The organism is Citrobacter sedlakii NBRC 105722 (genome assembly GCF_000759835.1).
GTDB lineage: Bacteria > Pseudomonadota > Gammaproteobacteria > Enterobacterales > Enterobacteriaceae > Citrobacter_A > Citrobacter_A sedlakii.
In genome coordinates this window covers 280,162-305,966 of record NZ_BBNB01000009.1, presented here as the reverse complement: position 1 = coordinate 305,966, position 25,805 = coordinate 280,162, and the positions used below count along the sequence as shown (strand labels likewise).

The 25,805-nt window shown below is 53.7% G+C and carries 25 protein-coding genes, 1 tRNA gene and 2 pseudogenes; 14 read left to right on the top strand and 14 right to left on the bottom strand.

Annotation, left to right across the window (positions count from 1 at the left end; all coding sequences use genetic code 11):
* The first annotated feature begins 3 nt into the window (after nucleotides 1–3).
* The 6 genes and pseudogenes from tssA (at nucleotide 4) to CSE01S_RS23120 (ending at nucleotide 7,669) form a co-directional block, all read left to right on the top strand.
* Nucleotides 4–1,425: a type VI secretion system protein TssA gene (gene tssA, locus CSE01S_RS14275; RefSeq protein ID WP_455580262.1), complete on the top strand. Its 1,422-nt coding sequence runs from the start codon at nucleotides 4–6 to the stop codon at nucleotides 1,423–1,425.
* 51 nt (nucleotides 1,426–1,476) lie between these two features.
* Nucleotides 1,477–4,962: a type VI secretion system membrane subunit TssM gene (gene tssM, locus CSE01S_RS14270; RefSeq protein WP_455580263.1), complete on the top strand. Its 3,486-nt coding sequence runs from the start codon at nucleotides 1,477–1,479 to the stop codon at nucleotides 4,960–4,962.
* Nucleotides 4,963–4,971: 9 nt separating this feature from the next.
* Nucleotides 4,972–6,364: pseudogene (locus CSE01S_RS14265) on the top strand (VasL domain-containing protein).
* A complete protein-coding gene (locus CSE01S_RS14260) occupies nucleotides 6,330–6,809 on the top strand; it encodes an Hcp family type VI secretion system effector (RefSeq protein WP_042289682.1) in 480 nt (159 codons plus the stop codon). Before CSE01S_RS14265 ends, CSE01S_RS14260 begins: the two are co-directional and overlap by 35 nt.
* Nucleotides 6,810–7,076: 267 nt before the next feature.
* The gene (locus tag CSE01S_RS14255) at nucleotides 7,077–7,325 is read left to right on the top strand and encodes a hypothetical protein (protein ID WP_148365415.1); all 249 of its coding nucleotides are present in this window, start codon (nucleotides 7,077–7,079) and stop codon (nucleotides 7,323–7,325) included.
* Nucleotides 7,326–7,453: 128 nt separating this feature from the next.
* Nucleotides 7,454–7,669, top strand: coding sequence for an AcrVA2 family anti-CRISPR protein (locus CSE01S_RS23120; RefSeq protein ID WP_148365413.1), 216 nt, complete (start codon nucleotides 7,454–7,456; stop codon nucleotides 7,667–7,669).
* Between the two features lie 283 nt (nucleotides 7,670–7,952).
* On the opposite strand, the gene CSE01S_RS14250 is transcribed toward CSE01S_RS23120, so the two are convergent.
* The 7 genes and pseudogenes from CSE01S_RS14250 to aspA all read right to left on the bottom strand — a co-directional run bounded on the left by CSE01S_RS14250 (nucleotide 7,953) and on the right by aspA (nucleotide 15,008).
* A tRNA-Phe gene (locus CSE01S_RS14250) sits at nucleotides 7,953–8,028 on the bottom strand.
* Nucleotides 8,029–8,143: 115 nt separating this feature from the next.
* Nucleotides 8,144–9,181, bottom strand: a pseudogene (locus tag CSE01S_RS14245) (DUF1176 domain-containing protein); the annotation flags it as partial.
* Nucleotides 9,182–9,389: 208 nt separating this feature from the next.
* A complete protein-coding gene (locus tag CSE01S_RS14240; RefSeq protein WP_042289679.1) occupies nucleotides 9,390–9,965 on the bottom strand; it encodes a transcriptional regulator in 576 nt (191 codons plus the stop codon).
* 36 nt (nucleotides 9,966–10,001) lie between these two features.
* Entirely contained in the window at nucleotides 10,002–11,714 is a 1,713-nt protein-coding gene (locus CSE01S_RS14235) for a protein-disulfide reductase DsbD (RefSeq protein WP_042289676.1), read from the bottom strand.
* Nucleotides 11,690–12,037, bottom strand: coding sequence for a divalent cation tolerance protein CutA (gene cutA / locus CSE01S_RS14230; protein WP_042289672.1), 348 nt, complete (start codon nucleotides 12,035–12,037; stop codon nucleotides 11,690–11,692). Before cutA ends, CSE01S_RS14235 begins: the two co-directional genes overlap by 25 nt.
* Nucleotides 12,038–12,155: 118 nt before the next feature.
* Nucleotides 12,156–13,457, bottom strand: a complete 1,302-nt coding sequence (dcuA, locus tag CSE01S_RS14225; protein ID WP_042289670.1) for an anaerobic C4-dicarboxylate transporter DcuA — start codon at nucleotides 13,455–13,457, stop codon at nucleotides 12,156–12,158.
* 114 nt (nucleotides 13,458–13,571) lie between these two features.
* On the bottom strand, nucleotides 13,572–15,008 hold the full coding sequence (gene aspA / locus CSE01S_RS14220) for an aspartate ammonia-lyase (protein ID WP_042289667.1): 1,437 nt from the start codon (nucleotides 15,006–15,008) through the stop codon (nucleotides 13,572–13,574).
* A gap of 339 nt (nucleotides 15,009–15,347) precedes the next feature.
* Between aspA and CSE01S_RS14210 the strand changes: the two genes are divergently transcribed.
* Nucleotides 15,348–15,824, top strand: coding sequence for an FxsA family protein (locus tag CSE01S_RS14210; protein WP_042289660.1), 477 nt, complete (start codon nucleotides 15,348–15,350; stop codon nucleotides 15,822–15,824).
* Between the two features lie 54 nt (nucleotides 15,825–15,878).
* Here CSE01S_RS14210 and yjeH read toward each other — a convergent pair whose 3' ends face one another.
* Nucleotides 15,879–17,129, bottom strand: coding sequence for an L-methionine/branched-chain amino acid transporter (yjeH, locus tag CSE01S_RS14205; protein ID WP_042289657.1), 1,251 nt, complete (start codon nucleotides 17,127–17,129; stop codon nucleotides 15,879–15,881).
* 272 nt (nucleotides 17,130–17,401) lie between these two features.
* Between yjeH and CSE01S_RS14200 the strand changes: the two genes are divergently transcribed.
* The 3 genes from CSE01S_RS14200 to CSE01S_RS14190 all read left to right on the top strand — a co-directional run bounded on the left by CSE01S_RS14200 (nucleotide 17,402) and on the right by CSE01S_RS14190 (nucleotide 19,994).
* Nucleotides 17,402–17,695 carry a co-chaperone GroES gene (locus tag CSE01S_RS14200; protein WP_000027827.1) on the top strand — a complete coding sequence of 98 codons (294 nt, stop codon included), beginning with the start codon at nucleotides 17,402–17,404 and terminating at the stop codon, nucleotides 17,693–17,695.
* Between the two features lie 39 nt (nucleotides 17,696–17,734).
* A complete protein-coding gene (groL, locus tag CSE01S_RS14195; RefSeq protein WP_042289655.1) occupies nucleotides 17,735–19,381 on the top strand; it encodes a chaperonin GroEL in 1,647 nt (548 codons plus the stop codon).
* Nucleotides 19,382–19,640: 259 nt separating this feature from the next.
* Nucleotides 19,641–19,994 carry a DUF4156 domain-containing protein gene (locus tag CSE01S_RS14190; RefSeq protein ID WP_042289653.1) on the top strand — a complete coding sequence of 118 codons (354 nt, stop codon included), beginning with the start codon at nucleotides 19,641–19,643 and terminating at the stop codon, nucleotides 19,992–19,994.
* 80 nt (nucleotides 19,995–20,074) lie between these two features.
* Here the strand turns inward: CSE01S_RS14190 and yjeJ are convergent, their stop codons facing one another.
* Nucleotides 20,075–20,938 carry a YjeJ family protein gene (gene yjeJ / locus CSE01S_RS14185; RefSeq protein ID WP_042289650.1) on the bottom strand — a complete coding sequence of 288 codons (864 nt, stop codon included), beginning with the start codon at nucleotides 20,936–20,938 and terminating at the stop codon, nucleotides 20,075–20,077.
* A gap of 161 nt (nucleotides 20,939–21,099) precedes the next feature.
* Nucleotides 21,100–22,128 carry an EF-P beta-lysylation protein EpmB gene (epmB, locus tag CSE01S_RS14180; protein WP_042289648.1) on the bottom strand — a complete coding sequence of 343 codons (1,029 nt, stop codon included), beginning with the start codon at nucleotides 22,126–22,128 and terminating at the stop codon, nucleotides 21,100–21,102.
* Nucleotides 22,129–22,169: 41 nt separating this feature from the next.
* Between epmB and efp the strand changes: the two genes are divergently transcribed.
* The 3 genes from efp to ecnB all read left to right on the top strand — a co-directional run bounded on the left by efp (nucleotide 22,170) and on the right by ecnB (nucleotide 23,207).
* Entirely contained in the window at nucleotides 22,170–22,736 is a 567-nt protein-coding gene (gene efp, locus CSE01S_RS14175; RefSeq protein ID WP_042289645.1) for an elongation factor P, read from the top strand.
* Between the two features lie 82 nt (nucleotides 22,737–22,818).
* Nucleotides 22,819–22,953 carry an entericidin A/B family lipoprotein gene (locus tag CSE01S_RS14170; RefSeq protein WP_042289643.1) on the top strand — a complete coding sequence of 45 codons (135 nt, stop codon included), beginning with the start codon at nucleotides 22,819–22,821 and terminating at the stop codon, nucleotides 22,951–22,953.
* 107 nt (nucleotides 22,954–23,060) lie between these two features.
* On the top strand, nucleotides 23,061–23,207 hold the full coding sequence (ecnB, locus tag CSE01S_RS14165) for a lipoprotein toxin entericidin B (RefSeq protein ID WP_042289642.1): 147 nt from the start codon (nucleotides 23,061–23,063) through the stop codon (nucleotides 23,205–23,207).
* A 33-nt stretch (nucleotides 23,208–23,240) separates the two neighbouring features.
* Here the strand turns inward: ecnB and CSE01S_RS14160 are convergent, their stop codons facing one another.
* Nucleotides 23,241–23,828, bottom strand: coding sequence for a LuxR C-terminal-related transcriptional regulator (locus CSE01S_RS14160; RefSeq protein WP_042289640.1), 588 nt, complete (start codon nucleotides 23,826–23,828; stop codon nucleotides 23,241–23,243).
* A gap of 255 nt (nucleotides 23,829–24,083) precedes the next feature.
* Here CSE01S_RS14160 and sugE point away from each other — a divergent pair, with 255 nt between their 5' ends.
* Nucleotides 24,084–24,401, top strand: a complete 318-nt coding sequence (sugE, locus tag CSE01S_RS14155) for a quaternary ammonium compound efflux SMR transporter SugE (protein ID WP_042289637.1) — start codon at nucleotides 24,084–24,086, stop codon at nucleotides 24,399–24,401.
* Here the strand turns inward: sugE and CSE01S_RS14150 are convergent.
* From CSE01S_RS14150 to frdC, 3 genes are all read right to left on the bottom strand, one after another.
* A complete protein-coding gene (locus CSE01S_RS14150) occupies nucleotides 24,398–24,931 on the bottom strand; it encodes a lipocalin family protein (RefSeq protein ID WP_042289635.1) in 534 nt (177 codons plus the stop codon). The genes sugE and CSE01S_RS14150 overlap by 4 nt on opposite strands.
* Before the next feature lie 107 nt (nucleotides 24,932–25,038).
* Nucleotides 25,039–25,398 carry a fumarate reductase subunit FrdD gene (gene frdD, locus CSE01S_RS14145; RefSeq protein WP_042289633.1) on the bottom strand — a complete coding sequence of 120 codons (360 nt, stop codon included), beginning with the start codon at nucleotides 25,396–25,398 and terminating at the stop codon, nucleotides 25,039–25,041.
* Between the two features lie 10 nt (nucleotides 25,399–25,408).
* Entirely contained in the window at nucleotides 25,409–25,804 is a 396-nt protein-coding gene (gene frdC, locus CSE01S_RS14140) for a fumarate reductase subunit FrdC (protein ID WP_042289631.1), read from the bottom strand.
* Nucleotide 25,805: the final 1 nt, after the last annotated feature.

Genomic DNA, 25,805 nt, shown 5'->3' with positions numbered 1-25,805 from the left:
AAAATGGCAATGGACTTACGCAACCCGGATACCTGGATTTCGCACCTGCTGGAAAATCTGCCGGAAGACAAACTGGCCTGCGCACTGAAAGACGATAACCCTGACTGGGAATATATCGACGGTGAAATGCTTAAACTCGGCTCGCTGGCACACAGCCAGTTAGATATCCCGGAAATTCAGCGCCGGGGGGTGACGCTCCTGGCATCGGAAAGCAAGGATTTTCGCCTGCTGGCTCATCTGTTACGTACCCTGCAACACGCCGGTGATCCGCTGCTGGCGCTGCGTTTGCTGGCGCTGTATGTGGAGCATTACTGGACGGTGGCGGCACCGGGAATGGCGCATAAAAAACGTTTTGCCGCCCAGGTCATAAAGCGTTTTGAGGCAGGTATCCCCGTTTTTGCAGAAAATGCCGCCGCGATGCAGCGCGATGCCCTGTTGGGGGATCTGGCAAAACTGGCGCTACTGTGGCAGGGCAGCAACGCCACAGAACTGGCGCAGGCAACGGACGATGTTGCTGCGCTGTACCAGCGGGCGTTTCGCGACAGCGAACCTGCCACGACGCCCGTTTCTGCACAAACTGCCGTCACGTCTGTACCGCTTTCTGCCGCGCCGGTCGCGTCTGCCTCTGCGTCGTCTCCGGTAGCGCCCGCGCCAGTGGTGAATATCGACAGCCATGACGACAAAGCCTGGCGCGATACATTGCTGAAAGTCGCCACTATTTTATGCGAGCGCCAGCCGGACGCGCCGCTGGGCTACCGTCTGCGTCGCCATGCGCTGTGGCTGGCAATTACCTCCGCGCCGCAGGCTGAAAGTAACGGACGTACACCGCTGGCTGCGTTCCCTGCCGACATGATGGATGATTACCAGGCGCGCCTGAACAATGCTGATATGACGCTATGGCAACAGATAGAGAAAAGCGTCCTCCTGGCGCCCTACTGGTTTGACGGCCATTACCTTTCAGCACAGGCAGCGCAGCGACTTGGCTACACCGCCGTGGCAGAGGCTATTCGTGAAGAGGCTGCGGGTTTTCTCACCCGTTTGCCGCAGCTTTCCACCCTGCTGTTTAACGACCATACGCCCTTTATCAGCAGACAGACAAAACAATGGCTTACTGGCACACCTTCCACCGGCCAGCCCGCATCAGCACAGCAATCCGGCGAGGAATGGCAGAACGCCAGAGCCTGTTTTACTGAACAGGGGCTGGAGGCCGCATTACGGTATCTGGATACGCTGCCCGAAGGCTCCCCCCGTGACCAGTTCTACCGCCAGTATTTTGGCGCACAACTGATGGACGATGCCGGAATGGCAAAAATGGCACAGCAGCAGTACCGGATGCTGTTCAAAACTGGCTTGCGAATGGCGCTGGCAGACTGGGAGCCATCGCTACTTGAGCTGCTTGAACAGAAGTTCACGGCAGAACAGTAAGAGATAACAGGAGTTTTTGTGAGATTACCGACCCCCCGACTGTTTAGTGGCATGAGATCTGTCCTGCGACCCGCGATGCCACGGTTTAAGGTCTCTGCGTTCTGGCTGCTGATGCTGGCATGGATTGTGCTGCTGGTATGGATCTGGTGGAAAGGTCCGTCATGGTCGCTGTACGGCGAACAGTGGCTTAAACCGCTGGCGAACCGCTGGCTGGCGACGGCGGCCTGGGGGATTATCGCCCTGGGATGGCTGACCGTCCGGGTGATGAAACGCCTGCAACAGCTTGAGAAAAAACAAAAACAGCAGCGAGAGGAAGCGCAGGACCCGCTGAGCGTCGAGCTGAATGCGCAACAGCGTTACCTCGACCGGTGGCTGCTACGACTGCAACGCCATCTCGATAACCGTCGTTACCTGTGGCAACTGCCGTGGTATATGGTCATCGGCCCTGCCGGGAGCGGTAAAACCGCACTGTTACGGGAAGGTTTTCCATCCGATGTTATTTATACGCCGGAAACTGCGCGCGGCGCAGAACAACGTGTGTACCTGACGCCGCATGTTGGCAAACAGGCGGTGATTTTTGATATTGACGGCGTACTCTGTGAACAGCCGGATGCTGATGTCCTGCACCGCCGGTTATGGGAGCACGTTCTGGACTGGCTGGTGGAAAAACGCGCCCGCCAGCCACTGAACGGGATCATTATCACACTTGACTTACTCGACCTGTTGACGGCTGACAAACGCCGCCGCGAACATCTGTTGCAGACGCTGCGCAGCCGTTTACAGGATGTGCGCCAGCACCTTCACTGCCAGTTGCCGGTTTATGTGGTACTGACCCGACTGGATTTATTACACGGCTTTGCCGCCCTGTTTCAGTCACTGGATAAAAAAGATCGCGATACGATTTTAGGCGTGACCTTCACCCGCCGCGCCCATGAAAACGAGGACTGGCGCGCAGAGCTGGATGCTTTCTGGCTGACATGGTGTGATCGAATGAACCATGCCATGCTGGATCTGATGCTCACACAGACGCATATGCGAAGTTCCCTGTTCAGTTTTTCCCGCCAGATACAGGGGAGCCGGGACTTCCTGGCGGCCCTGCTTGACAGCCTGCTGGATGGTGAAAATATGGATGTGATGCTGCGCGGCGTATACCTTACTTCGTCGCTGCAACGGGGGCAGATGGATGATCTTTTTACGCAGTCTGCCGCCCGGCAGTACCGGCTGGACGGCAGTCCACTGAGCGCCTGGCCGCTGGTGGATACTGTATCTTACTTTACCCGCAATCTGTTTCCACAGGCACTGCTGGCCGAGCCGAATCTGGCCGGAGAAAGCCGTGCCTGGCTGATAAGCAGCCGCCGCCGTCTGACGGCCTTTTCCGCCGTGGGTGGGGTGACCGCATTACTGTTAATCACCGGCTGGCATCATTACTACGGGGTTAACTACGCCTCCGGCGTCCAGGTGCTGAAACAGGCTGAAGCCTTTATGTCTATACAACCGCCACAGGGGATGGATGAATACGGTAATCTGCAACTGCCGTTGCTTAACCCGGTGCGCGACGCAACGCTGGCCTACGGCGACTGGGATGACCGCAGTCGCCTGGCCGATATGGGGCTGTATCAGGGCAGGCGTATCGGACCGTATGTGGAAAAAACTTATCTGCAACTGCTTGAACAGCGTTACCTTCCGGCGCTTTTTAACGGTCTGGTGAAAGAAATGAATGCCGCCCCGCCGGAGAGCGAAGAAAAACTCGCCGTGTTGCGTGTCATGAGAATGTTGGAAGATAAGAGCGGGCGTAGTAATGAGGTAGTAAAGCAGTATATGGCAAAGCGCTGGAGTGAAAAATTTCACGGCCAGCGGGATATCCAGACGCAGCTGATGTCGCACCTCGACTATGCCCTGAAGCATACCGACTGGCACGCAGAGCGGGCAGCAGGCGATGGTGACGCCATCAGCCGCTGGACGCCGTATGACAGTCCGGTGGCGGTAGCGCAGAAAGAGTTAAGCAAGTTGCCGGTTTACCAGCGCGTCTACCAGAGTCTGAAAACACGGGCGCTGGGCGTTCTGCCCGCCGATCTGAACCTGCGCGATCAGGTGGGTCCGACATTCGATCAGGTCTTTATTTCCTCAGATGATAATAAACTGATTGTTCCACAGTTTCTTACCCGCTATGGCCTGCAAAGCTATTTCGTCAGACAGCGTGATGCGTTGATTACGCTGACGGCAATGGACTCTTGGGTACTGAACGTTACTCACAGTGTGAAATACAGCGAGGCCGATCGTGCTGAAATCCAGCGCCAACTGACAGAGCAGTATATCAGTGACTACACCGCCACCTGGCGGGCGGGGATGGATAACCTTAACGTGCGTGGCTATGAGTCCATTGCGCAACTGACCGGGGCACTGGAGCAGGTTATCAGCGGCGACCAGCCCTTACAGCGGGCGCTGACGGCGTTGCGGGACAACACGCGGCCCGCGGTTCTCCCGGAAAAACTCTCTGATAAAGAGCGTGAAGAGGCACAGGAAGAGCCGGATTACCGTTTGCTGACGCGCCTCGGACACGAGTTCGCATCAGAAAACAGCGTACTGGCAGTGCAGAATAATAAAGAAAATACCCTACAGGCGGTGTATCAACAGTTGACCGAACTGCACCGTTACCTGCTGGCTATCCAGAATGCGCCGGTGCCGGGAAAATCGGCCCTGAAAGCCGTCCAGTTACGTCTTGATCAGAACAGCAGCGACCCGATATTTACTACCCGTCAGATGGCGAAAACACTGCCAGCGCCGCTTAATCGCTGGGTGGGAAAACTGGCAGATCAGGCCTGGCATGTGGTGATGGTGGAAGCCGTTCACTATATGGAAATTGACTGGCGCGACAACGTAGTGAAACCGTTTAACGAGCAACTGGCAAATAACTACCCATTCAACCGGCGTTCATCGCAGGATGCGTCACTGGATGCATTTGAACGTTTCTTTAAACAGGATGGCGTGCTGGACACCTTTTATCAGCAGAACCTGAAACTGTTTATTGAAAATGACCTGAGCCGTGACGGGGATGACGGTGTGATTATCCGTGAGGATGTCATCCGGCAACTGGATACCGCACAGAAAATCCGCGACATCTTCTTCAGTAAACAAAATGGCCTGGGAACGCAGTTCGCGGTAGAGACCGTTTCGCTTTCCGGTAACAAGCGCCGTAGCGTGCTGAACCTTGACGGCCAGTTAGTCGATTACAGTCAGGGGCGTAACTACACCGCTCATCTGGTCTGGCCGAATAACATGCGCGAAGGCAATGAAAGCAAGCTGACGCTGGTTAGCGTCAGTGGTGGTGCACCGCGCAGCATCAGCTTCAGTGGGCCGTGGGCGCAGTTCCGCCTGTTCGGGGCTGGACAGCTAACCAGCGTGAAAGAGGGGTCATTCAGTGTGCGCTTTAACGTGGACGGTGGCGCGATGGTCTACCGGATACACGCGGATACCGAAGACAATCCGTTCAGTGGCGGGCTGTTCAGCCATTTCCGGCTGCCGGATACGCTGTACTGAGGAGGCAGGATGAACAACGATGTACTGACACAAACTATCGTGACCGGCAGCGATCCGCGCAATCTGCCGGAGTTCGTCGCTATCCGCGAAGAAATCAATAAGGCCAGCCATCCGTCGCAGCCGGAAATGAACTGGAGGCTGGTGGAATCGCTGGCGCTGGCGATTTTTAAGGCCAATGGTGTGGACCTGCATACAGCCACCTACTACACCCTGGCGCGTACCCGCACGCAAGGGCTGGCCGGTTTTTGTGAAGGAGCCGAGCTGCTGGCGGCAATGATTACCCGTGAATGGGACAAATTCTGGCCGCAGGGTGGATCTGCACGCACCGAGATGCTGGACTGGCTCAACACCCGTACCGGAAATATCCTGCGCCAGCAGACATCCTTTGCGGAAAACGACCTGCCGCTGTTGTACCGTACCGAGCGGGCCTTACAGCTTATCTGCGACAAACTCCAGCAGGTGGAACTGAAGCGCCAGCCGCGCGTGGAGAACCTGCTGTTTTTTGTGCAGAACACGCGCAAACGCCTGGAGCTGCAACCCCGGAATAATGCAGATGCTGTCACCCAGACCACCGTCAGAACACTGGTCTATGCCCCGGAAAGTACCGCGCCCACGGCCACTGAGATTATCGCTCCGCTCCCCGACCTGCCGGAGATGCGGGTGGAAGTCCGTGGTCTGGCTGATAATGACGGTATCGCCGGGCAGGGCAGCCAGGTGAAAGGTTTTATGGCGGGCGTTGTCGCGGCTGCGGTTATCGCTGTCGCGCTCTGGTGGTGGCAGGTGTACCCGATACAGCGGCAACTGGCACAGGTCAGGGATACGGCACAGGGTGCGGCGATGGTCTGGCTGGCATCGCCTGACCTGGACAGCTACGGACAACGACTGCAACAGCTTCCTGATACCCCGCCACTGCAACTGCTGGAGACAGGTATGCAGATGACCCGTACCGCCGACAGCCGCTGGCCTGAGAGCCAGCTACAGCAGCAGGCGAGTGCCAAATGGATTGAAACACTGAAAACCCGCGCACAGGGCAGCCCGCAACTTCGAGGTTGGCTCCAGACCCGTCAGGATTTACATGCCTTTGCTGACCTGGTGATGCAACGCGAGAAAGAGGGACTAACGCTTTCTTATATTAAGAATGTTATCTGGCAAGCAGAGCGGGGGCTGGGACAGGAAACGCCGCTGGAGTCCCTATTGACGCAGTACCAGGACGCTCGCGATCAGCGACAGAATACCGACGCGCTGGAAAAAAAAATCAATGAACGGCTGGACGGCGTGTTAAGCCGCTGGTTGCTGCTGAAAAACGGCGGAATGACGAAAACGGAAACCAAATCCGGAAAATAACAACGAAATTGAAGGAGTTTATTATGGCAAATCTGGTTTATCTTACACTGAACGGTGATCTGCAGGGACTGATTTCTGCAGGCTGTGCTTCTATGGCCTCTATTGGCAACAAAGCGCAGATTACGCATATGGATCAGATAATGGTGCTGGGGCTGTCCCACGGGCTGACCCGCTCACAAAATGTTAATCATCAGACGCTGGTTATCCAGAAGCCGGTGGATAAATCCTCCCCGTTGCTGACTAAAGCCATCAGCGAAAATGAATGCCTGACCTGCGATTTTGAATATTACCGCACCAACCGTTTTGGCATTAATGAGTTGTATTATAAAGTCAAACTTATTAATGCCCGTATCGCCAGCGTTAAGCATGTTGTACCGCATACAATCAATAACAGCCAGGGACAGCCGGAAGAGTCGGTGTCACTGACTTATGAAAGTATCACCCAGGAGCATTGTATCGCCGGAACGAGTGCGTACAGTCTGTGGGAAGAACGGCTTTTCTGAAGGAGAGGGAAATGAGCGGTCAGCCGTATGTGAATCAACCATTGTACGTAAAGGCATATTTTCAATAGGTACAATGTAGCAAAGCTTTAGCCCTGTCACTAGTGAAAGGGGTTAGTGCTTTCAGCGACCGATTCGGTGAAAAATTAATGGATACGCTGACGCAAATAGGTGATAGCGAAGGGCGTCTGTCTGTTTCTGGAAGAGAAGCAAACCTGTAGTGCGTTACGTTATTATGATCAACGTATAATAATACGTATCATTGAATTAATGAAACGTACAGATGCTATCTTTGATATGTTGTATTTGTGTATTATCTATGTTCTTCAAAGATATAATAATAAAATGCAACCCAGAATACTGGCAAAAGTTACCCGGTATATGGTTGACTGTAAGAATTATTCATCTTCATTATGCCAAAATTTTGAACTTGTTGATGAAAAAGTTGAAGGAATATTGCAACGACTTCAGGACCCTGGTGAAAAAGAGGATGAATTAGGATTCTTTAAGATGCAGTGAGTTTTTAAAGAAATTGACAGTGAGCGTCAACCTGTTGCATACCCGCTCGCCCAAACCCGTAAAAACCAAAAAAGGATTCAGAACGGATAAGGTCTTCGGTACGGGATTATCGGAGTGGATACGGAGGCATGCTTGCAACGTTATTAGATGACGCTGAGGGCAGTTTTGTGAACGGCTTAAAGGTTCGTTTCCATTTACGGCGCGGACACTGGCATGGCTTCTGGTTCGGAAGAAAATATGATTCAGAGGACAGGGTTTTTCGTATCGCTGGCTGTCGCCATAAATTATTGGCGGCAGATGAAATGAAAGTATTATTTACTGATAGCGGTTTACCATGTTTGTAATCTCGGTGGCGAAAATTTTTTGATTTAACTAAGCAGTTTACTGTCCTGTGAATGGTGTTTGGAAAAATGTTCTCCAGTTTTACATGATAAGATAGTATTTATCGACAAATTGACGACTAAATGACAACCCAATGCGTCCAGAGAGGTTAGTCGCTCCTGTCTAAGCGATCTGTTCTGACTGGAAAGAAGAAGCAGGACAGCGATATCAGCAGTCAAAGTAACCAAAAATCTACTTGAATCCCTAAAAGCAAAAACCCGCCTTTTAGGCGGGTTCTTTGAATAGTGGTGCCCGGACTCGGAATCGAACCAAGGACACGGGGATTTTCAATCCCCTGCTCTACCGACTGAGCTATCCGGGCAACGGGGCGCATTAAACCGTAATCACGCCCGCCAGTCAACCAAATTTCCTTAAAAGCAGTTCAACTGCTTAACTTTGCGGCGATTCGGGTACAATTCAGCGATGTTAGCCCACCATCACAGTGCGCCGTGATCGCCTTCCCGAAACTGCCAGTCGCTTTTTATCGACGTTGCCTGGCGCAGGCCGGAGATCGCATAGCCGCCCACAATATCACCTTTCCCAGCGGGCGAGCTAAGGACAACCTCGGCATCCACACCATGGTTATAAAATCCGTGATGGCTGAAGACGGTGCCGATATAACATTTCTCGTTTAGCCACACGGGAATCAGGGCGACGGTTTCTATGGTGTAATGGCCTGCCACGCCGCTGCTGTACCATTCCGCGTCTTCTGCTGAGATGCCTTCAGGAACCGGGCAGATAGCGGTGTCAGGCTGGTCAAGCGGGAGGTCTTTAAGCAGATGGTCCTGCATGACATCCAGCGTCCTGACTAGCCCCGCCTTGTCCTTGTCGCTCAGCGCAGGGGTCAAAGGGCGGCCTTCTTCTGCTGAGTCGATGACATTGAGCGTATAGCGATAGCGGAGGGTTACTACCGGCACCTTATTGTCTGTGCTGAACGGACGCAGCAGATAAATGTTATCTTCGCCAAAGACGCCGTTGAACCAAAGCGCGTACACCTGGCCGTTGATACGTACCCACTGGCTCCACTGGTTAGCACCGCGGCCATTTTCCGAAAATAACGCGCCGGGTACCCCAAAGTCATCGTCGTTAGCGTTTTCATTCACGGTAAAGAATGCGCTCTCACCCCGTTTAAGCACGCCGGTATAGCTGAAGAGGCCCGTCCCGCCAATATAACTGTCGATAATGAGATCGCGCTTGCCATCGCCGTCCAGATCAACCAGCGTAAAATTCACCTGACCATTTTCTGCATAAGCGCGAATGTTGGAATGCAAAAATGCCCGCCATTCATCGTCACTGATTTCCGGTGAGGGTTTTGTCGTCGGCTGCGATGAATCTTCCGTGTATGAAAGGGTGAATCTGGTGAGCTGGCCCGTCAGCGGGAACCGTTTGGCGATGTTGCTGAGATCGAGTTCAGGATCGGTTTTTTGTTGATCAATTAAGGCCTGATGAAGTGTTTTCAGGGCGACATTATCGCTATACCCGACCGCCCGGCAGGCGCTCGTGTTATCACAGGCGACTTCCCGGTCTTTATGAGCAAATGAAACGCCGTTTAGCGGTGCGGCGAAGAGGGACGAAGAGAGAAGGCCCGTCAGAAGGGCGCAGGACAAGAGACGCATATAATTCCTTTTATTGGGTCGGTGCTGGCGAAATTATATGCGATTCAACGATGTAACGAAATGAGAATCAGGTCAGCGCGCCACCCTGACGGCACTGGGCGAAGCGCAGAATGTCCTCCGCCAGACGGTGCGCCGTCTCCACGTCGGCCTGACTGCGGTTAACCAGCATGCGACTCAGGCAGCCTTCCAGCACCAGTTCCATCTGTTTTGCAACCATTGCCGGGTCGTCAACTTCCAGCGTGGTGAGCAGTTCGTGGGTAAAGTCATGCGCTGCGCGTTTTTGTTGATCCGCAAGTTGATGAATGGGATGCGCGGGATCGGGGTAAAAGGTGCAGGCGGCGATAAACAGGCAGCCGGGATAACGGTTATTGCTGACACATTCGGTTAGCGCCGCGTAGCGCGCCAGTAGCTTTTGTTCAGCGGTTTGAGTGTCGTCCAGCATCAGTTGGCGGCGCCAGATGTCTACCTGCTGACTCAGATAACGCAGGGCGTCATACAGCAGGGCCTCGTCGTCGGGCCAGAAACGCAGCATCTCTTCGAGCGGATAATCAACGCGCTCGGCCACCATCTCCAGCGTGGTATTGGCAATCCCATGGATCTCTAATAACTTTAGGGCTTCTGCCAGAACATCTTCACGTTGCACGGTATATTCCTCCCACTTTGCTGTTGCAAGTGTCGCTCACGGTTGGCGATCGCGCAAATGCGCGCTAAACGTTGCGGCGTCCATAAAGCCTGTTACTCGCGCCTGCGGGTGCTCCTGACCTTCTGCGTCAAAGAACAGAATGGTCGGCAGCCCAAGTACCTGTAAATGCTTCAACAGCGCCACGTCCTGGGCGTTATTGCCCGTGACGTCAGCCTGTAACAGCACCGTGTCGCCCAACGCCTGTTTCACCTGCGGCGCGCTGAAGGTGTATTTCTCGAACTCTTTACAGGCGACACACCAGTCGGCGTACAGGTCGAGCATCACCGGTTTGCCTTTGGCCTGCGCCAGCGCCTGATTAAGTTCGTCGATATTGGATACCTGTTTAAAGCTCAGATGCGATTGCGTCTGCACAGGGGACGCGCCAAACGCCCAGTCCTGTAACGGACGCACACTGACCAGCGCGGCCGCCAGCAACATTATCTGGACGAGACGTATCCAACTGCGCGTTGCCTGCAGACTGGTGATAAACGCCCAGCCAAAGAAGGCGACGCCCAGCAGCGACCACAGGCGTAAGCCCCACGTATCGCCAACGATCCGCTCCAGCAAAAAGACCGGTAGCGCGAGGATCACAAAGCCAAACGCGGTTTTGACCTGCTCCATCCACGGTCCGCTTTTTGGCAGCAGGCGATTGCCGAAGACGGTGACCAGCATCAGCGGTAGCCCCATCCCGAGCGCGTACAGGTAAAGCGTGCCGCCGCCAAGCCACATATTTCCGCTTTGCGCGATATACAGCAGAATGGCGCTGAGCGGCGCGGTGGTACATGGCGAGCAAATCAGCCCGGCGATAGCGCCCATTGCAAATACGCCACCCGCAGAGCCGCCCTGCTGGCGGTTGCTCATCAGCGTCAGGCGAGTTTGCAGTGACGACGGTAATTGCAGCGTAAACAAACCGAACATCGACAACGCAAGAAGGGTGAAGACTATCGCGAGACCCACCAATACGTAGGGATGCTGAAGCGCGGCCTGGAACTGCAAACCTGCCGCAGCGACCACCAGGCCCAGCGCGGTATAGGTCAGCGCCATCCCCTGCACGTAGATAAAGGTCAGCAGCAGCGCCCGTCCGGTAGAGAGACGTTGTTTACCGCCCAGCACAATCCCGGAAATGAGTGGATACATCGGCAGTACGCAGGGCGTAAAGGCGATGCCAATGCCAATCAGCAACGCCCACAGCGCCGTGAAGGGAAGCTGCGCAGGCGGCGGTTCTGGCGGCTGAGCAGATTGCGGCGGGGCTGGCGTCGCGGCAGGCTGGGGCACTGTGCTGGCAACCACTTCGCTTAGAGGGACGGTTTTTGTTTCCGGCGGATAGCAGAAACCAGCATCAGCGCACCCCTGGTAGGTGACCGTCAGCGTCGCGCCAGCCGCAGCCTGTAGAACATTGACCGGAACAGTCAGTCGCTTGCGGTAGATTTCACTTTTACCGTAGAACTCATCTTCATGCCAGGCCCCCGCCGGGAGCGTGACGTCGGCAATCTTCGCCTGAGCAGGCGTGATGTTAATCTGCTTGCGGTACAGATAATAACCGTCTTTCACCTGCCAGGTGAGGTTCAGGTCGTGCTGGTTTTGCTGAAAGTCAAAGGCAAAGGCCTGGTCAGCAGGAACAAAATTCGAGCGTCCCGGCGCGTCGAACAGTCCCGCGAAAGACGATGTGCTGCAAAGTAGCAGGATCAGCGTAAGGATGCGTTGAGCCATGAGAGGTAATCACTGTCTCTGTGAGTAACGGGTAAAACCAGAAGTTCGGGCGTTTGATAAGGATGATGCGACTTCAGGCAATCGAGTAAGGCTTGCTGGTGCGCCACCGACGTTTTCAGGATCATTTGCACCTCATATTCCTGCTCCAGCTTCCCTTCCCAGTAGTACAGAGAGGTCGCGCCGGGGATCAGCGTGGCGCAGGCGGCCAGCTTTTCAGCCAGCGCTTTAGCGGCCAGATCCTGAGCAGTGGCTTCATCCGGTGCGGTGCAAAGCACGACAACGGCATCGGGGATGGACTCGTCCTGACGGCTAACATCAAGCATAAACACCTCGAATGAGAGAAAGACCTGCAACGAAGGGGTCACTATACAATGGACGGCGGAAGGATGTTAGACAAAGGGAGGGGAAAAACGGGGCGTGAATACGCCCCGTGGGTCATACTTACAGCATGAAGCTGCCCAGCAGGAAGCCGAAGCAGACCGCCAGAACCACACCCAGCGTACCAGGGATGAAGAACGGGTGGTTGAAGACAAACTTACCGATACGCGTGGTGCCGGTGTCGTCCATTTGTACCGCCGCGACCAGCGTCGGATAGGTCGGCAGAATGAACAGACCAGAAACCGCCGCAAACGATGCGACCGCCGTCAGGGGAGAAACGTTCAGCGCCAGCGCCATCGGCATCAGTGCTTTTGCGGTTGCCGCCTGAGAGTAAAGCAGCGCAGAAGCAAAGAAGAAGATCACCGCCAGCAGCCACGGATGGCCCTGAATCACTTCACCCGCAGTATCTTTGATCCAGTCGATGTTGTGAGACACGAAAGTGTCACCCAGCCATGCCACGCCCAGGATACAAATACAGGCGCTCATACCGGCTTTGAAAGTACTGGAGTTGAGGATAGCGTCAGTTTCCACTTTGCACAGAATGGTGGTCAGCGTCGCGACGCTCAGCATGATGATCAGGATAGCATTAGTGGTGTTCATCAGCGGCTTCTCAACCAGGCCGAGGCTTGGGCTGTTGATAATCGCGTAAACCACCACGCACACCACGCCCAGCAGGAACAGCCAGACGGAGCTTTTCGCCATTGGTTTGATGTCAATCTGCTTCTCACCGCGCAGTTCAATCAGACCTTCTTCCAGACGTTTACGGTATACCGGATCGTCAGAGAGTTTTGAGTTGAACAGCATGGTGACCAGGAAGGACATCACCAGAACCGCCAGCAGCGTGGACGGAATGACCACGGACAGCAGGTGGATGTAGCTAATGCCATGACCTTCCATCACAGAAGACATATACACCACCGCTGCGGAGATGGGCGATGCGGTAATCGCAATCTGTGCGGAAACCACTGCGGTGGACAGAGGACGGCAAGGCTTGATGCCTTGTTCCTTCGCCACTTCAGCGATAACCGGCAGCGTTGCCAGAGAGATGTTCCCGGTGCCTGCGAAAATAGTCAAAAAGTAAGTGACGATCGGTGCGAGGATCGTGATGTATTTTGGATTACGGCGCAGCAGCTTTTCCGTCTGGTTAACCAGATAGTCAAGACCGCCCGCGACCTGCATTGCGGAGATGGCAGCGATAACCGCCATGATGATGGAAATGACATCGAACGGGATATTACCGGGTTTCACGCCGATAGCGGCAAGAACCAGAACACCCAGCCCACCTGCAAATCCAATACCGATGCCCCCTAGTCTGGCGCCCAAAAAGATTGCCAGCAAAACAATGATAAGTTCGACAACTATCATATTAGCCTTCCTTGTTGTTTAACAAGTTGATATTAAATTGTTGTTATTTGGTAACTTCTTATATGAAAAAGGGCACGTCATCTGACGTGCCCTCTTTGGTACTACCCTGTATGATTACTGTTCGCTTTCATCAGTATAGCGTTTTGCTTTGTAAGCAGGGTGCATCAGGTTTTGTGCGGAGAAAATATCGTCTAGCTCTGCTTCAGTCAACAGACCACGCTCCAGCACCACTTCACGGACGCTCTTACCGGTTTCGGCGCAAATCTTACCAACGATGTCGCCGTTGTGGTGGCCGATGAACGGGTTGAGGTAGGTGACAATACCAATAGAGTTGAAGACGTACCCTTCGCACACGTCTTTGTTAGCGGTGATACCGTTAACGCATTTTTCCAGCAGGTTATAGCAAGCGTTGCTCAGAATGTGGATAGATTCGAACATCGCCTGACCAATAACGGGCTCCATCACGTTCAGCTGCAACTGACCCGCTTCAGACGCCATGGTAACAGTGGTGTCGTTACCAATAACTTTGAAGCACACCTGGTTTACGACTTCTGGCACAACCGGGTTCACTTTGGCTGGCATGATGGAAGAGCCCGCTTGCAGTTCCGGCAGGTTGATCTCATTCAGGCCAGCACGTGGGCCAGAGGAGAGCAGACGCAGGTCGTTACAGATTTTGGACATCTTCACGGCAAGGCGTTTCAGCGCGCTGTGCACCATGACATAAGCGCCGCAGTCAGAGGTCGCTTCGATCAGGTCTTCAGCCGGTACGCAGGCGAAACCTGTTACTTCCGCCAGTTTCTGGACAGCCAGCGGGGAGTATTCTTTCGGGGTATTCAGACCGGTACCGATAGCCGTTGCGCCAAGGTTAACTTCCAGCAGCAGCTCGGCGGTACGCTCGATGTTTTTCACTTCTTCTTTCAGCAGGACGCTGAACGCGCGGAATTCCTGACCCAGCGTCATTGGCACCGCATCCTGCAACTGGGTACGACCCATTTTCAGGATGTCCTGGAATTCGACAGCTTTACGTTCAAAGCCTTCACGCAGCTGGTTAATGGCGTCGATCAGTTTAACGATAGAGGCGTAAACCGCGATGCGGAAACCGGTTGGGTAGGCGTCGTTAGTAGACTGACATTTGTTCACGTGGTCGTTCGGATTCAGGTACTGATATTCACCTTTCTGGTGACCCATCAGCTCCAGCCCGATATTGGCCAGCACTTCGTTGGTGTTCATGTTAACGGAAGTGCCCGCGCCGCCCTGGTAGACATCTACCGGGAACTGGTCCATGCATTTGCCGTTATTCAGGACTTCATCACATGCGGCGATGATTGCATTCGCCACACTCTTAGGAATGGTTTGCAGCTCTTTGTTCGCCAGAGCCGCGGCCTTCTTCACCATTACCATTCCGCGCACAAACTCAGGGATATCGCTGATTTTGCTGTTGCTAATGTAGAAGTTTTCAATCGCTCTCAGAGTGTGAACACCATAGTAGGCTTCAGCTGGAACTTCCCTGGTACCCAACAGATCTTCTTCGATACGAATGTTGTTTAACATGTGAACCTTCTTTTTTAAAGCTGCCAATGAATGCACTAAACACACAGAACATATGTGGTTTCGATTGTTTCTTGACCGACGATTATCCCCTCCGTCAGTCTGGTATACGAGATCATATGCTGCTGCAGGAATTGTGCCGTAATCTGGATCACTTTAAGTGGTACTAATTACCCCTTAATTATTATTTTGTGAAATATGTCACCGCTTCAGGATTAACTCCAAAAATAAGTGTACAAACAGCTTGAAATTTTGCGAACTACCCCAACAACTGACTAATGCGAATCGCAACCAATTTCAGGCCGACGTGGGTGAAACGGCGGTCTGCCACAGGAGAACCCCTTGCGCTGGATACCGTTACTTGCTGTCTTTCTCTATGTTTATATTGAGATTTCTATCTTTATTCAGGTCGCCCATGTGTTGGGCGTGCTGATGACCCTGATCCTCGTCATCTTCACGTCGGTGATTGGGATGTCGCTGGTGCGTAACCAGGGATTTAAGAATTTTATGCTGATGCAGCAGAAAATGGCGGCGGGTGAGAGCCCGGCGGCGGAGATGATCAAGAGCGTGTCGCTGATCATTGCCGGTCTGCTGCTGTTGTTGCCTGGCTTTTTTACCGACTTCCTCGGCTTGCTTCTTTTATTACCCCCAGTGCAAAAGCATCTGACGATGAAGCTGCTGCCGCATTTGCGTTTTTCCCGAATGCCGGGCGGTGGATTTAGCGCCGGAACGGGCGGCGGCGAGACGTTTGACGGCGAGTTTCAGCGTAAAGATGAAGAGCGTGACCGGATCGAACATAAAGACGATCGCCGCGATTGATTGCTTTGTGACCGTGCAGGCCCGGAACGCTGTGCGTCGGCCGGGCCACTCGAACTACAACCGACTTTCCACTTTTTTCCGTTTCGGCAAACACAGCCATAATCCGGCCAGCATCACCAGTGCGTACAGGCTTTTCCAGCCCACCATCGCCAGCAACAGCAAACATAATGCCCCGCCAACCACCGCCAGCGCGCGGTAGCGACCTTTCAGCAGGCGGCATCCGGCCAGCATGCACAGCAGATAAATCATGATAAAGATGCCGTTGGCGTAGACGATCAGCGCATCAAGATTGATCTCCAGCGCGTAAATACACAGTGTGCTGACTACACAACAACCCAACACGGCATTCAATGCATTACGCGGAATGTGGCGTGGCGAGAGGCGGGCCAGATAATGATCGGGCTTATATTGCGCCTGGGACCACACCAGGCGGGCAAAGCTCTGGATATAAATATTGAGGCTGGCAAAGCAGGCCAGATATCCAATGACGCAAGCCACCCACAGCGCCTGCACGCCAAACAGCCGCACCACGATGTCAGGCAGCGATGCTGCGGCCGCCATCGTCTCGCCATAGGCGCCAAAATGCAGTACCACAACGGTGCAGCCCCAGTAGACGGAGCCCGCCAGCAGCAGGCCAATCATCAGCGCGCGGGGGAAATCGCGTTCCGGTTTTTTAAATTCAGAGGCGAGATGAGCGAACGCTTCCAGACCCACAAAACACCAGAACATCACCGACAGCGCGGAAAACAATCCTGACATCTCTATTTCGCCAGGGGCAGGGAAGGGGATTTCCGCCGGTTTCAGGTCGCCTGCCCACCAGATAGCGACAATCAGCGCGACGATAAGCCCGGCAATTACCGATTGCAGATTGGCGCTGGAGCTGGCGCCGCGCGAACCGATGTACCACACCAGCGCCAGCGTGCCCAGTTCCGCGAGCAAAAGCTGCCAGCCGTGCCAGCCAAACATCGCCTGGCCAAATCCGGCGGCGATATGCAGGGCGGCGGGGAGCCCCACGGGGATCACGGATAAAAACAGCCAACCGGTGACGCGTTCCAGATGTGGACCAAACGCCATGCCGACGAAATGAGCGACGCCGCCCGCGCTGGGGTAGTGGCGGCCCAACAGTGCAAAGACAATCGCGATGGGAAACACTAAAACGATCAAAATTGGCCAGGCCCACAGGCTATTGTTGCCTGCAACCAGCGCCGCCAGCGCCGGAACGGCGAAGACGCCGGTGCCTAATAACGATGTCGACAACAGGCCGATGCCCTGAGCCAGTCCCAGCTCTTGTTTCAGTCCACTCATGAGAAGTTATCCGGTTGCGCCTGGTGTCAGGCAACTGCGCAGATTTTCGATGGTATCACAATCAGATTTGCTTATGACGCAGGCGATTAAATAGACGAGAAATGTGAGGTAAGCCGTGTTTTTACAGGATTTTTCGCTGAAGATAATTTTTTTTTGCGTTACCCCTTGAAGGGGTAAAACCCCATCCCCATCTCTCTGGTCACTAGCCGGGGAACCTTTACGGGCCGGCGTCACCCATAACTGATAAAGACCTTCTCAAAGGAGAGCTATCAATGAGTATTCGTCCGTTACATGATCGTGTGATCGTCAAGCGTAAAGAAGTTGAATCCAAATCAGCTGGCGGCATCGTACTTACCGGTTCTGCAGCGGGTAAATCAACACGTGGCGAGATCATCGCTGTCGGTAAGGGCCGCATCCTGGATAACGGTACCGTGCAACCGCTGGACGTGAAAGTCGGCGACATCGTGATTTTCAACGATGGTTACGGTGTGAAGTCTGAGAAGATCGACAATGAAGAAGTGTTGATCATGTCTGAAAGCGACATTCTGGCAATTGTTGAAGCGTAATTAACGCACGAAACTGTACGAATTTGAGGAAATAAGAACATGGCAGCTAAAGACGTAAAATTCGGTAACGACGCTCGTGTGAAAATGCTGCGCGGCGTAAACGTACTGGCAGACGCAGTGAAAGTGACCCTCGGACCGAAAGGCCGCAACGTTGTCCTGGACAAATCCTTCGGTGCCCCGACCATCACTAAAGATGGCGTATCCGTAGCACGTGAAATCGAACTGGAAGACAAGTTCGAAAACATGGGCGCGCAGATGGTAAAAGAAGTGGCCTCTAAAGCGAACGACGCTGCGGGCGACGGTACGACCACTGCAACCGTACTGGCTCAGTCCATCATTACTGAAGGTCTGAAAGCCGTTGCTGCGGGCATGAACCCGATGGATCTGAAACGTGGTATCGACAAAGCTGTCGCTGCGGCGGTTGAAGAACTGAAAGCGCTGTCCGTACCGTGCTCTGACTCCAAAGCGATTGCTCAGGTAGGGACCATCTCCGCGAACTCCGACGAAACCGTGGGTAAACTGATCGCGGAAGCGATGGACAAAGTCGGCAAAGAAGGCGTGATCACCGTTGAAGACGGTACCGGTCTGCAGGACGAACTGGATGTGGTTGAAGGTATGCAGTTCGACCGCGGCTACCTGTCTCCATACTTCATCAACAAGCCGGAAACTGGCGCAGTAGAACTGGAAAGCCCGTTCATCCTGCTGGCTGACAAGAAAATCTCCAACATCCGTGAAATGCTGCCGGTTCTGGAAGCCGTTGCGAAAGCAGGCAAACCGCTGCTGATCATTGCGGAAGATGTGGAAGGCGAAGCGCTGGCGACCCTGGTGGTTAACACCATGCGCGGCATCGTGAAAGTGGCTGCGGTTAAAGCGCCTGGCTTCGGCGACCGTCGTAAAGCGATGCTGCAGGATATCGCAACCCTGACCGGCGGTACCGTTATCTCTGAAGAGATCGGTATGGAACTGGAAAAAGCCACCCTGGAAGACCTGGGCCAGGCAAAACGCGTTGTGATCAATAAAGACACCACCACCATCATCGATGGCGTGGGTGAAGAAGCGGCAATCCAGGGGCGTGTGACGCAGATTCGTCAGCAGATCGAAGAAGCCACTTCTGACTACGATCGTGAAAAACTGCAGGAGCGCGTAGCGAAACTGGCAGGCGGCGTGGCAGTGATCAAAGTTGGCGCGGCGACCGAAGTTGAAATGAAAGAGAAAAAAGCGCGCGTTGAAGATGCCCTGCACGCGACTCGTGCTGCGGTAGAAGAAGGCGTGGTTGCCGGTGGTGGTGTTGCGCTGATTCGCGTGGCAAGCAAAATCGCCGAGCTGAAAGGTCAGAACGAAGATCAGAACGTCGGTATTAAAGTTGCGCTGCGCGCAATGGAAGCGCCTCTGCGTCAGATCGTGCTGAACTGCGGCGAAGAACCGTCTGTTGTGGCTAACACCGTGAAGAGCGGCGACGGCAACTACGGTTACAACGCGGCAACTGAAGAATACGGCAACATGATCGACATGGGTATCCTGGATCCGACCAAAGTAACCCGTTCTGCACTGCAGTACGCGGCTTCTGTGGCTGGCCTGATGATCACCACCGAGTGCATGGTGACTGACCTGCCGAAAAGCGATGCGCCTGACTTAGGTGCTGCTGGCGGCATGGGCGGCATGGGTGGTATGGGCGGCATGATGTAATTTAATCCTCATACTTCCCGCCGCAGGTACGTTGGCAGCGTTTCTCTGCCCAGGAGCTTACTGATGTAAGCTCCTGGAGATAAAAGAACTTGCCGCCTGCCTGCAACGTGAAATATCGATTAAATACGCATAACGAACATATTGCGAAAAATGAGAAACCCCCGGGCAGAAATGTCCGGGGGTTTTTCTTTTAGTCATCTTTTTAGTATAAGATTCAACTACGGACAACGAGTCCAGCTCATTGATTATGGGGAATAACATGCACGTGAAATATTTAGCAGGGATCGTCGGTGCCGCGCTACTGATGGCGGGTTGTAGCTCCAGCAACGAACTGAGCGCTGCCGGTCAAAGCGTTCGCTTCATGGAAGAAAAGCCAGGCGCGGAGTGCCAACTGATTGGTACGGCAACCGGTAAGCAAAGCAACTGGCTTTCTGGTCAGCATGGCGAGGAAGGCGGTTCTATGCGCGGCGCGGCAAACGATCTGCGTAACCAGGCTGCGGCAATGGGCGGCAATGTGCTTTACGGCGTAAGCAGCCCATCACAGGGGATGTTATCCAGTTTTGTCCCGACCGCCAGTGAAATGACGGGACAAGTTTATAAGTGCCCTAATTAATCGCACTCTCCTTGCCGGATGGCGACGTGACGCGACTTATCCGGCCTACGGCTCCTGTAGGCCTGATAAACGCAGCGCCGTCAGGCATTCCGCGGGGCCTTATCCGACTGAACGCGTAAGTAGTGCAACGCGCGCAGGCACTGTTCCTGAGTGAGCTTCTGCGTTTTCCCTGTGGCCAGCGTTCTGGCGAATACCTGACACGGCTTTCCTGCCAGCTTTTTCAGTCTCGGACTAAAGTCGAGCAGCCGACGTGAAATCGACTCCACCTCTTTATTACCGGAAGGCGAGCGGGTTTTTACCACAACGCCGCTGTGCTGCTCTTTTCCGGTTTCATCGGTATAACGGTAAAGCACCGCGACATAGTGGCTGAAAAGCGCGTGTTTCCAGTCCGGTTGCGCGTAGGCGTCATATTCCAGATTATCATTGCTCTTGCAGTCGGCGTCATATAACGGCAGGAAGTCGAGAAGAGAAGAAATCCGCAGCGCCAGTTCACGCATACCGGCATTACTCAACGCCCGAACTATCGCCTGGACCAGCATTTCAATCTGCAGCTCGTTAATTATCAATTCACAGCGGCTGCCGTCGTGAAGCTGGCAGACGAACAGTAAGTCCTCGCTATTTGCCTCGGATAAGGTGACAGAAACAATGCGCCGGTTAACATCGGCGTGTTTAAGTTCGTCTTCCACCATGGACGGGGTGTTATCCAACAGCTTTTTACTGACCTTATCGCGCGCTTTCTCATAGTACTGCCGCTGTTCCGCATTTAATTGCTGCTTTTCATGGAGGCGGCTTTCCAGCGCGATCAGCAGATCCCTTAACTCCAGCGCGGTCAAAAAGAACAGTGATTCTTTATTTCTTGGCTCTTTTATTTTCAGCGCCAGCGCCATAAATTCATTCGATTTACGAATAACACCTGTATTAATGCCTTTGATACTCATAGCCATCAAGGTTCTCCCTAACCAATTATTAATTAAATCATTAGTTACGAGCTATATATATGTTTTTTAAATATATAATGCGACAGTTATCGTTAAAGTAACATAATGTAGAGCGGGAAAGCGGGTAATTTAAATGGAGGTGTCCGGAACCGGACACCTTTTGTGGCTTATTGCTGACGTAGCTGTAAGTCGAGGGGCGTTTTACTGGGCTCGCCGCCAATTTCCCGCGCCAGTTTAGGCACCAGATAACCCGACACCAGCGTTAACAGTTCGCGCATAATCTGGCGCGCTTCGTCATCGGTGACCATGAAATGCGCTGCGCCCTGCACTTTATCCAGTACGTGCAGGTAATAGGGCATCACGCCCGCGTCGAACAGGGCGTTGCTGAGAGCGGCAAGCGTCCGGGCGTTGTCATTTACGCCGCGCAGCAGGACGCTCTGGTTAAGCAGCGTGACGCCAGCCGTGCGCAATTTCGCCATAGCGTCCCGAAAACTGGCGTCGATTTCATTGGCGTGGTTGATATGGTTCACCAGCAGGATCTGGAGAGAAGAGTGCGCGAAGCGGGCCACCAATCCCTCCGTGATGCGCGCTGGAATAACAATCGGCAAGCGACTGTGTATGCGCAGACGCTTTACGTGTCGGATGGCCTCCAGTTGGGTGAGCAGCCAGTCCAGCTCGTGGTCTTTTGCCATCAGCGGATCGCCGCCGGAAAAAATGATCTCATCCAGCTCCGGATGGGCGCTGATATAGTCCAGCGCGGCCTGCCAGTTGCGTTTATTGCCCTGATTTTCCGCATAAGGAAAGTGACGGCGGAAGCAATAACGACAATTTACCGCGCAGCCGCCTTTCACTAAAAGCAGCGCCCGGTTGTGGTATTTATGCAGCAGTCCGGGCACCACGCTGTGCTGCTCATCGAGCGGATCGGTGGAAAAACCGGGCGCGGCGATAAACTCCTCTTGCGAAGTAAGTACTTGACGTAAAAGCGGATCGTCAGGGTTACCTTTCTCCATGCGCGCGATAAACGCCCGCGGCACGCGAAGGGCGAACAGACGTCTGGCGTCACGCCCGGCTAACAGGTTTTCGTCTGCCTCTATGTTTAAAAGACGCAGGAGCTCATCGGGATCGGTCACAACATCGGCAAGTTGCGATAACCAATCTTCTCTGGATGGGGTATTTAGGGTTACAATATGCGCCATTTTGTGGCTTAGCTACCAGTTAACAATTTTCAGAGGGCCTTATGGCAACGTACTATAGCAACGATTTTCGCGCTGGTCTTAAAATCATGTTGGACGGCGAACCTTATGCGGTTGAAGCCAGCGAATTCGTTAAACCAGGTAAAGGTCAGGCTTTTGCTCGCGTTAAGCTGCGCCGCCTGCTGACCGGTACTCGCGTAGAGAAAACCTTCAAATCTACTGACTCCGCAGAAGGCGCTGACGTAGTCGATATGAACCTGACTTACCTGTACACCGACGGTGAGTTCTGGCACTTCATGAACAACGAAACCTTTGAGCAACTGTCTGCTGATGCGAAAGCGATCGGCGACAACGCGAAATGGCTGCTGGACCAGGCTGAGTGCATCGTAACCCTGTGGAACGGCCAGCCGATCTCCGTCACGCCGCCGAACTTCGTTGAGCTGGAAATCGTTGATACCGACCCGGGTCTGAAAGGCGATACCGCAGGGACTGGCGGCAAGCCGGCAACGCTGTCCACTGGCGCAGTGGTTAAAGTTCCGCTGTTCGTTCAGATTGGCGAAGTGATCAAAGTGGATACGCGTTCAGGCGAATACGTTTCCCGCGTTAAATAATCCATCTCATCCTGAAGGATGGTGTGGATCAGCATAAATTTGGTGCAGCCCTTTCGCTGCACCACTGTTTTCCAGGGCAGGAATGATGAAACGTCTTCTCGGTCTTGTAACACTGATTCTTTTCACCACATCGTTGCTGGCGGGCTGCAATACCGCACGGGGCTTTGGTGAGGACATGAAACATCTCGGCAACTCCATTTCGAACGCCGCCAGCTAATTTTTTCTCGTCTTCCTAAAAATTGTCTCTGTTCCGTCATTTTTCCGGATCTTGTCTATGATTAAGTAGCAATACTCAAATAACATTGGCTAGAAAAGGAAGACGTTATGGTTAAGAAAACAATTGCAGCGATCTTTTCAGTGTTAGTGCTTTCCTCCGTGTTGACTGCCTGTAATACCACGCGAGGCGTTGGTCAGGATATTTCTGACGGCGGCGATGCTATTTCCGGCGCGGCGACAAGAGCTCAGCAGTAACAGCGTAAACGGTACGGCAACCCTGTCGTGCCGTTAACTTTTCATTTCGGAAAGCGCCAGAAAAGGTGAAAAGCGATTGTCCATGTGTAGCTTCATACGGATATTGCGCTTATAGGTATAGACCGTCTTTGCGTGAATGCTGAGCGCACAGGCGATGGCGTTATTACTTGCCCCTTCCATCCACATCGTCAGTACCTTTTCTTCCTGCGGCGTCAGTAAGGGCGAAGCATTGCCAGGCGCTTCTGCGACGGAACCGCTGAGCAACGCATTGTGAATATTTTCCGCCAGTTCCGGCAGAGCAACCTGCTTCGACAACGCGGCATAAACCGGGTAGCGCTGGGTTTCCGCCAGACCGCCAGACTCCAGCAAAATGAGTGGGCTGCTACCGCAGGCGAGAACAAACGGCGCAATGTACTGAACAGAACGCGCATCATTCAGAAAGCCATAAAGATCGGCGATCACCAGGTGCGGTTTCCACTGCTGGATATGCTCCTTCACCAACAGCAGGTTGTTAAGCCCGGAGACCAGAAATGAATGATTAAAGAATTCAGAACGATTAAGCCACGCCTCGATCCCGGAACGGGTAAAGTGGCAACGGTCAATCACGAGTATTTTCAACATAACGTTTTCGCATTCAGAAGTAAGGCTAGTGGCTTCCTGACTTCAGAAAGCGTCCCATCATAGAGAAGTCCGATCAGTGCTGAATGCGTAAAATGCGCTTCGAAATGCGCCTAATTCGACGCTTTAGCGGGCAAAAGAGAAAAAAGTTGAAATTTATCCCCGCTCAGGCAAAATTATTTTTCTACTCATCGCGTTGCAGGACGACCTGCAAACGCGTCTTTCATCGGGGACGGCCCCATTTCTACGGAGCCTGATATGTCCTGGATAATCTTGTTAATTGCGGGTCTGCTTGAAGTGGTTTGGGCGGTTGGCCTGAAATACACTCACGGATTCAGTCGCCTGACGCCGAGCGTCATCACCATCGCCGCGATGATTGTCAGTATGGCGCTTCTCGCCTGGGCGATGAAAACGCTGCCCGTCGGTACCGCCTATGCCGTGTGGACCGGAATCGGCGCCGTCGGGGCCGCCATTACCGGTATTGTGCTGCTGGGAGAGTCAGCCAACCCGATGCGTCTCGCCAGCCTGGCGCTGATAGTCGTTGGGATTATTGGCCTGAAGCTGAGCACCCATTAAGCGCCGGGTTGCTTCACCCAAATTAATTTACTGACATCAAAACCTTGCCGGGTCGCGACGGCCAGCATCTGCTGCTTCATTTCATCGGAAATGGTCGGGGTGCGTGAGAGTATCCACAGGTAGTCGCGATCCGGACCGCAAACCAGCGCGTGGCGATACTCTCTGTCGAGCGCGATAACGTTATATCCGCCGTAGAACGGTCCGAAGAAAGAGACTTTCAGCGCCGCGCGGCTGGGATCGCCAGTAAAATAGGCTTTTCCTTCCGTCTGCTGCCATCGGCCTCTGTCCGGGTTATAGCCTTTATTGACGACGTTAAGACCGCCGTCGTCGCGCTGACTGTAGGTTGCCGTCACTTTTTCCAAACCACGTTCAAAGCGGTGATCGAAACGAGCTATCTCATACCAACTGCCGAGGTAACGTTTCGCGTCGAAGTTTGTGACCACCGTGACGCCGCGTGGTGGTGTTGGATTACTGCAGGAGACGACCAGGAAAGCCGCGGTGACAGCGGCAACGACGGGGAGCAGGCGCATAGGTCTTCCTTAAGCGGTTTTTACTTAAGTGTAGAACCTGGCGGGAAAATAGCGGCAGAAGGGAGAAAAAATTGCCCTCTTATCAGGCTGACAAGAGGGCAGAGGATTTAGATGCTGACAATCCCGATAGCGGTGACAACCGTCAGAATAGCCGCCAGACCGTAGAAGACCCACTTGCCAGCCGGCACGTGGATTTTCAGATCATGCATTGCATGGTGCATGCGGTGTAAACCACACCACAGCGGCAGGACGATCATCAGGAACAGAAACGCACGACCAATGAAGCTCTGGGCAAACGCCAGTACGCGCTCAAAGCTCAGGGCATCGCCCGGGAACAGACCCAGCGGCAGCAAAATACCCACCAGCAGAACCATTACCGGCGCGATGATCGCGCTCCACATACCGCCTGCGCCAAACAGACCCCAGAATACCGGTTCGTCAGAACGTTTTGGGTTTGGATTAATCATCCCGGACTCCTTACCAGAACAGGGCAACAAACAGTATGACTACGGTCACGACCGCAGTAACCACCCAGAGACCTTTAATGATCGGCTCTGGCCCCATTTTTTCATCTTTTACGATAATGTTGGCGGCTTTCGGCGCCAGCTCAAACCAGGTTTTGGTGTGCAGCAGCGCTGCCGCCAGGGCGATCAGGTTGAGGATCACCACCACCGGGTTTTGCAGGAAGCCTACGAAGCCTGCCCAGGATTCCACGCCATGCTTGAGCGCGAACAGACCGAAAATCAGCTCAATACTGAACCACACTGCCGGAACGGCGGTGCCTTCGCGCAGCATGTAAAAGCGATAAAACGGCAGTTTTTTCCACCAGGTGGACGTCATCGGCCGCACATAGGGTTTGCGTTTAGTCGTCATG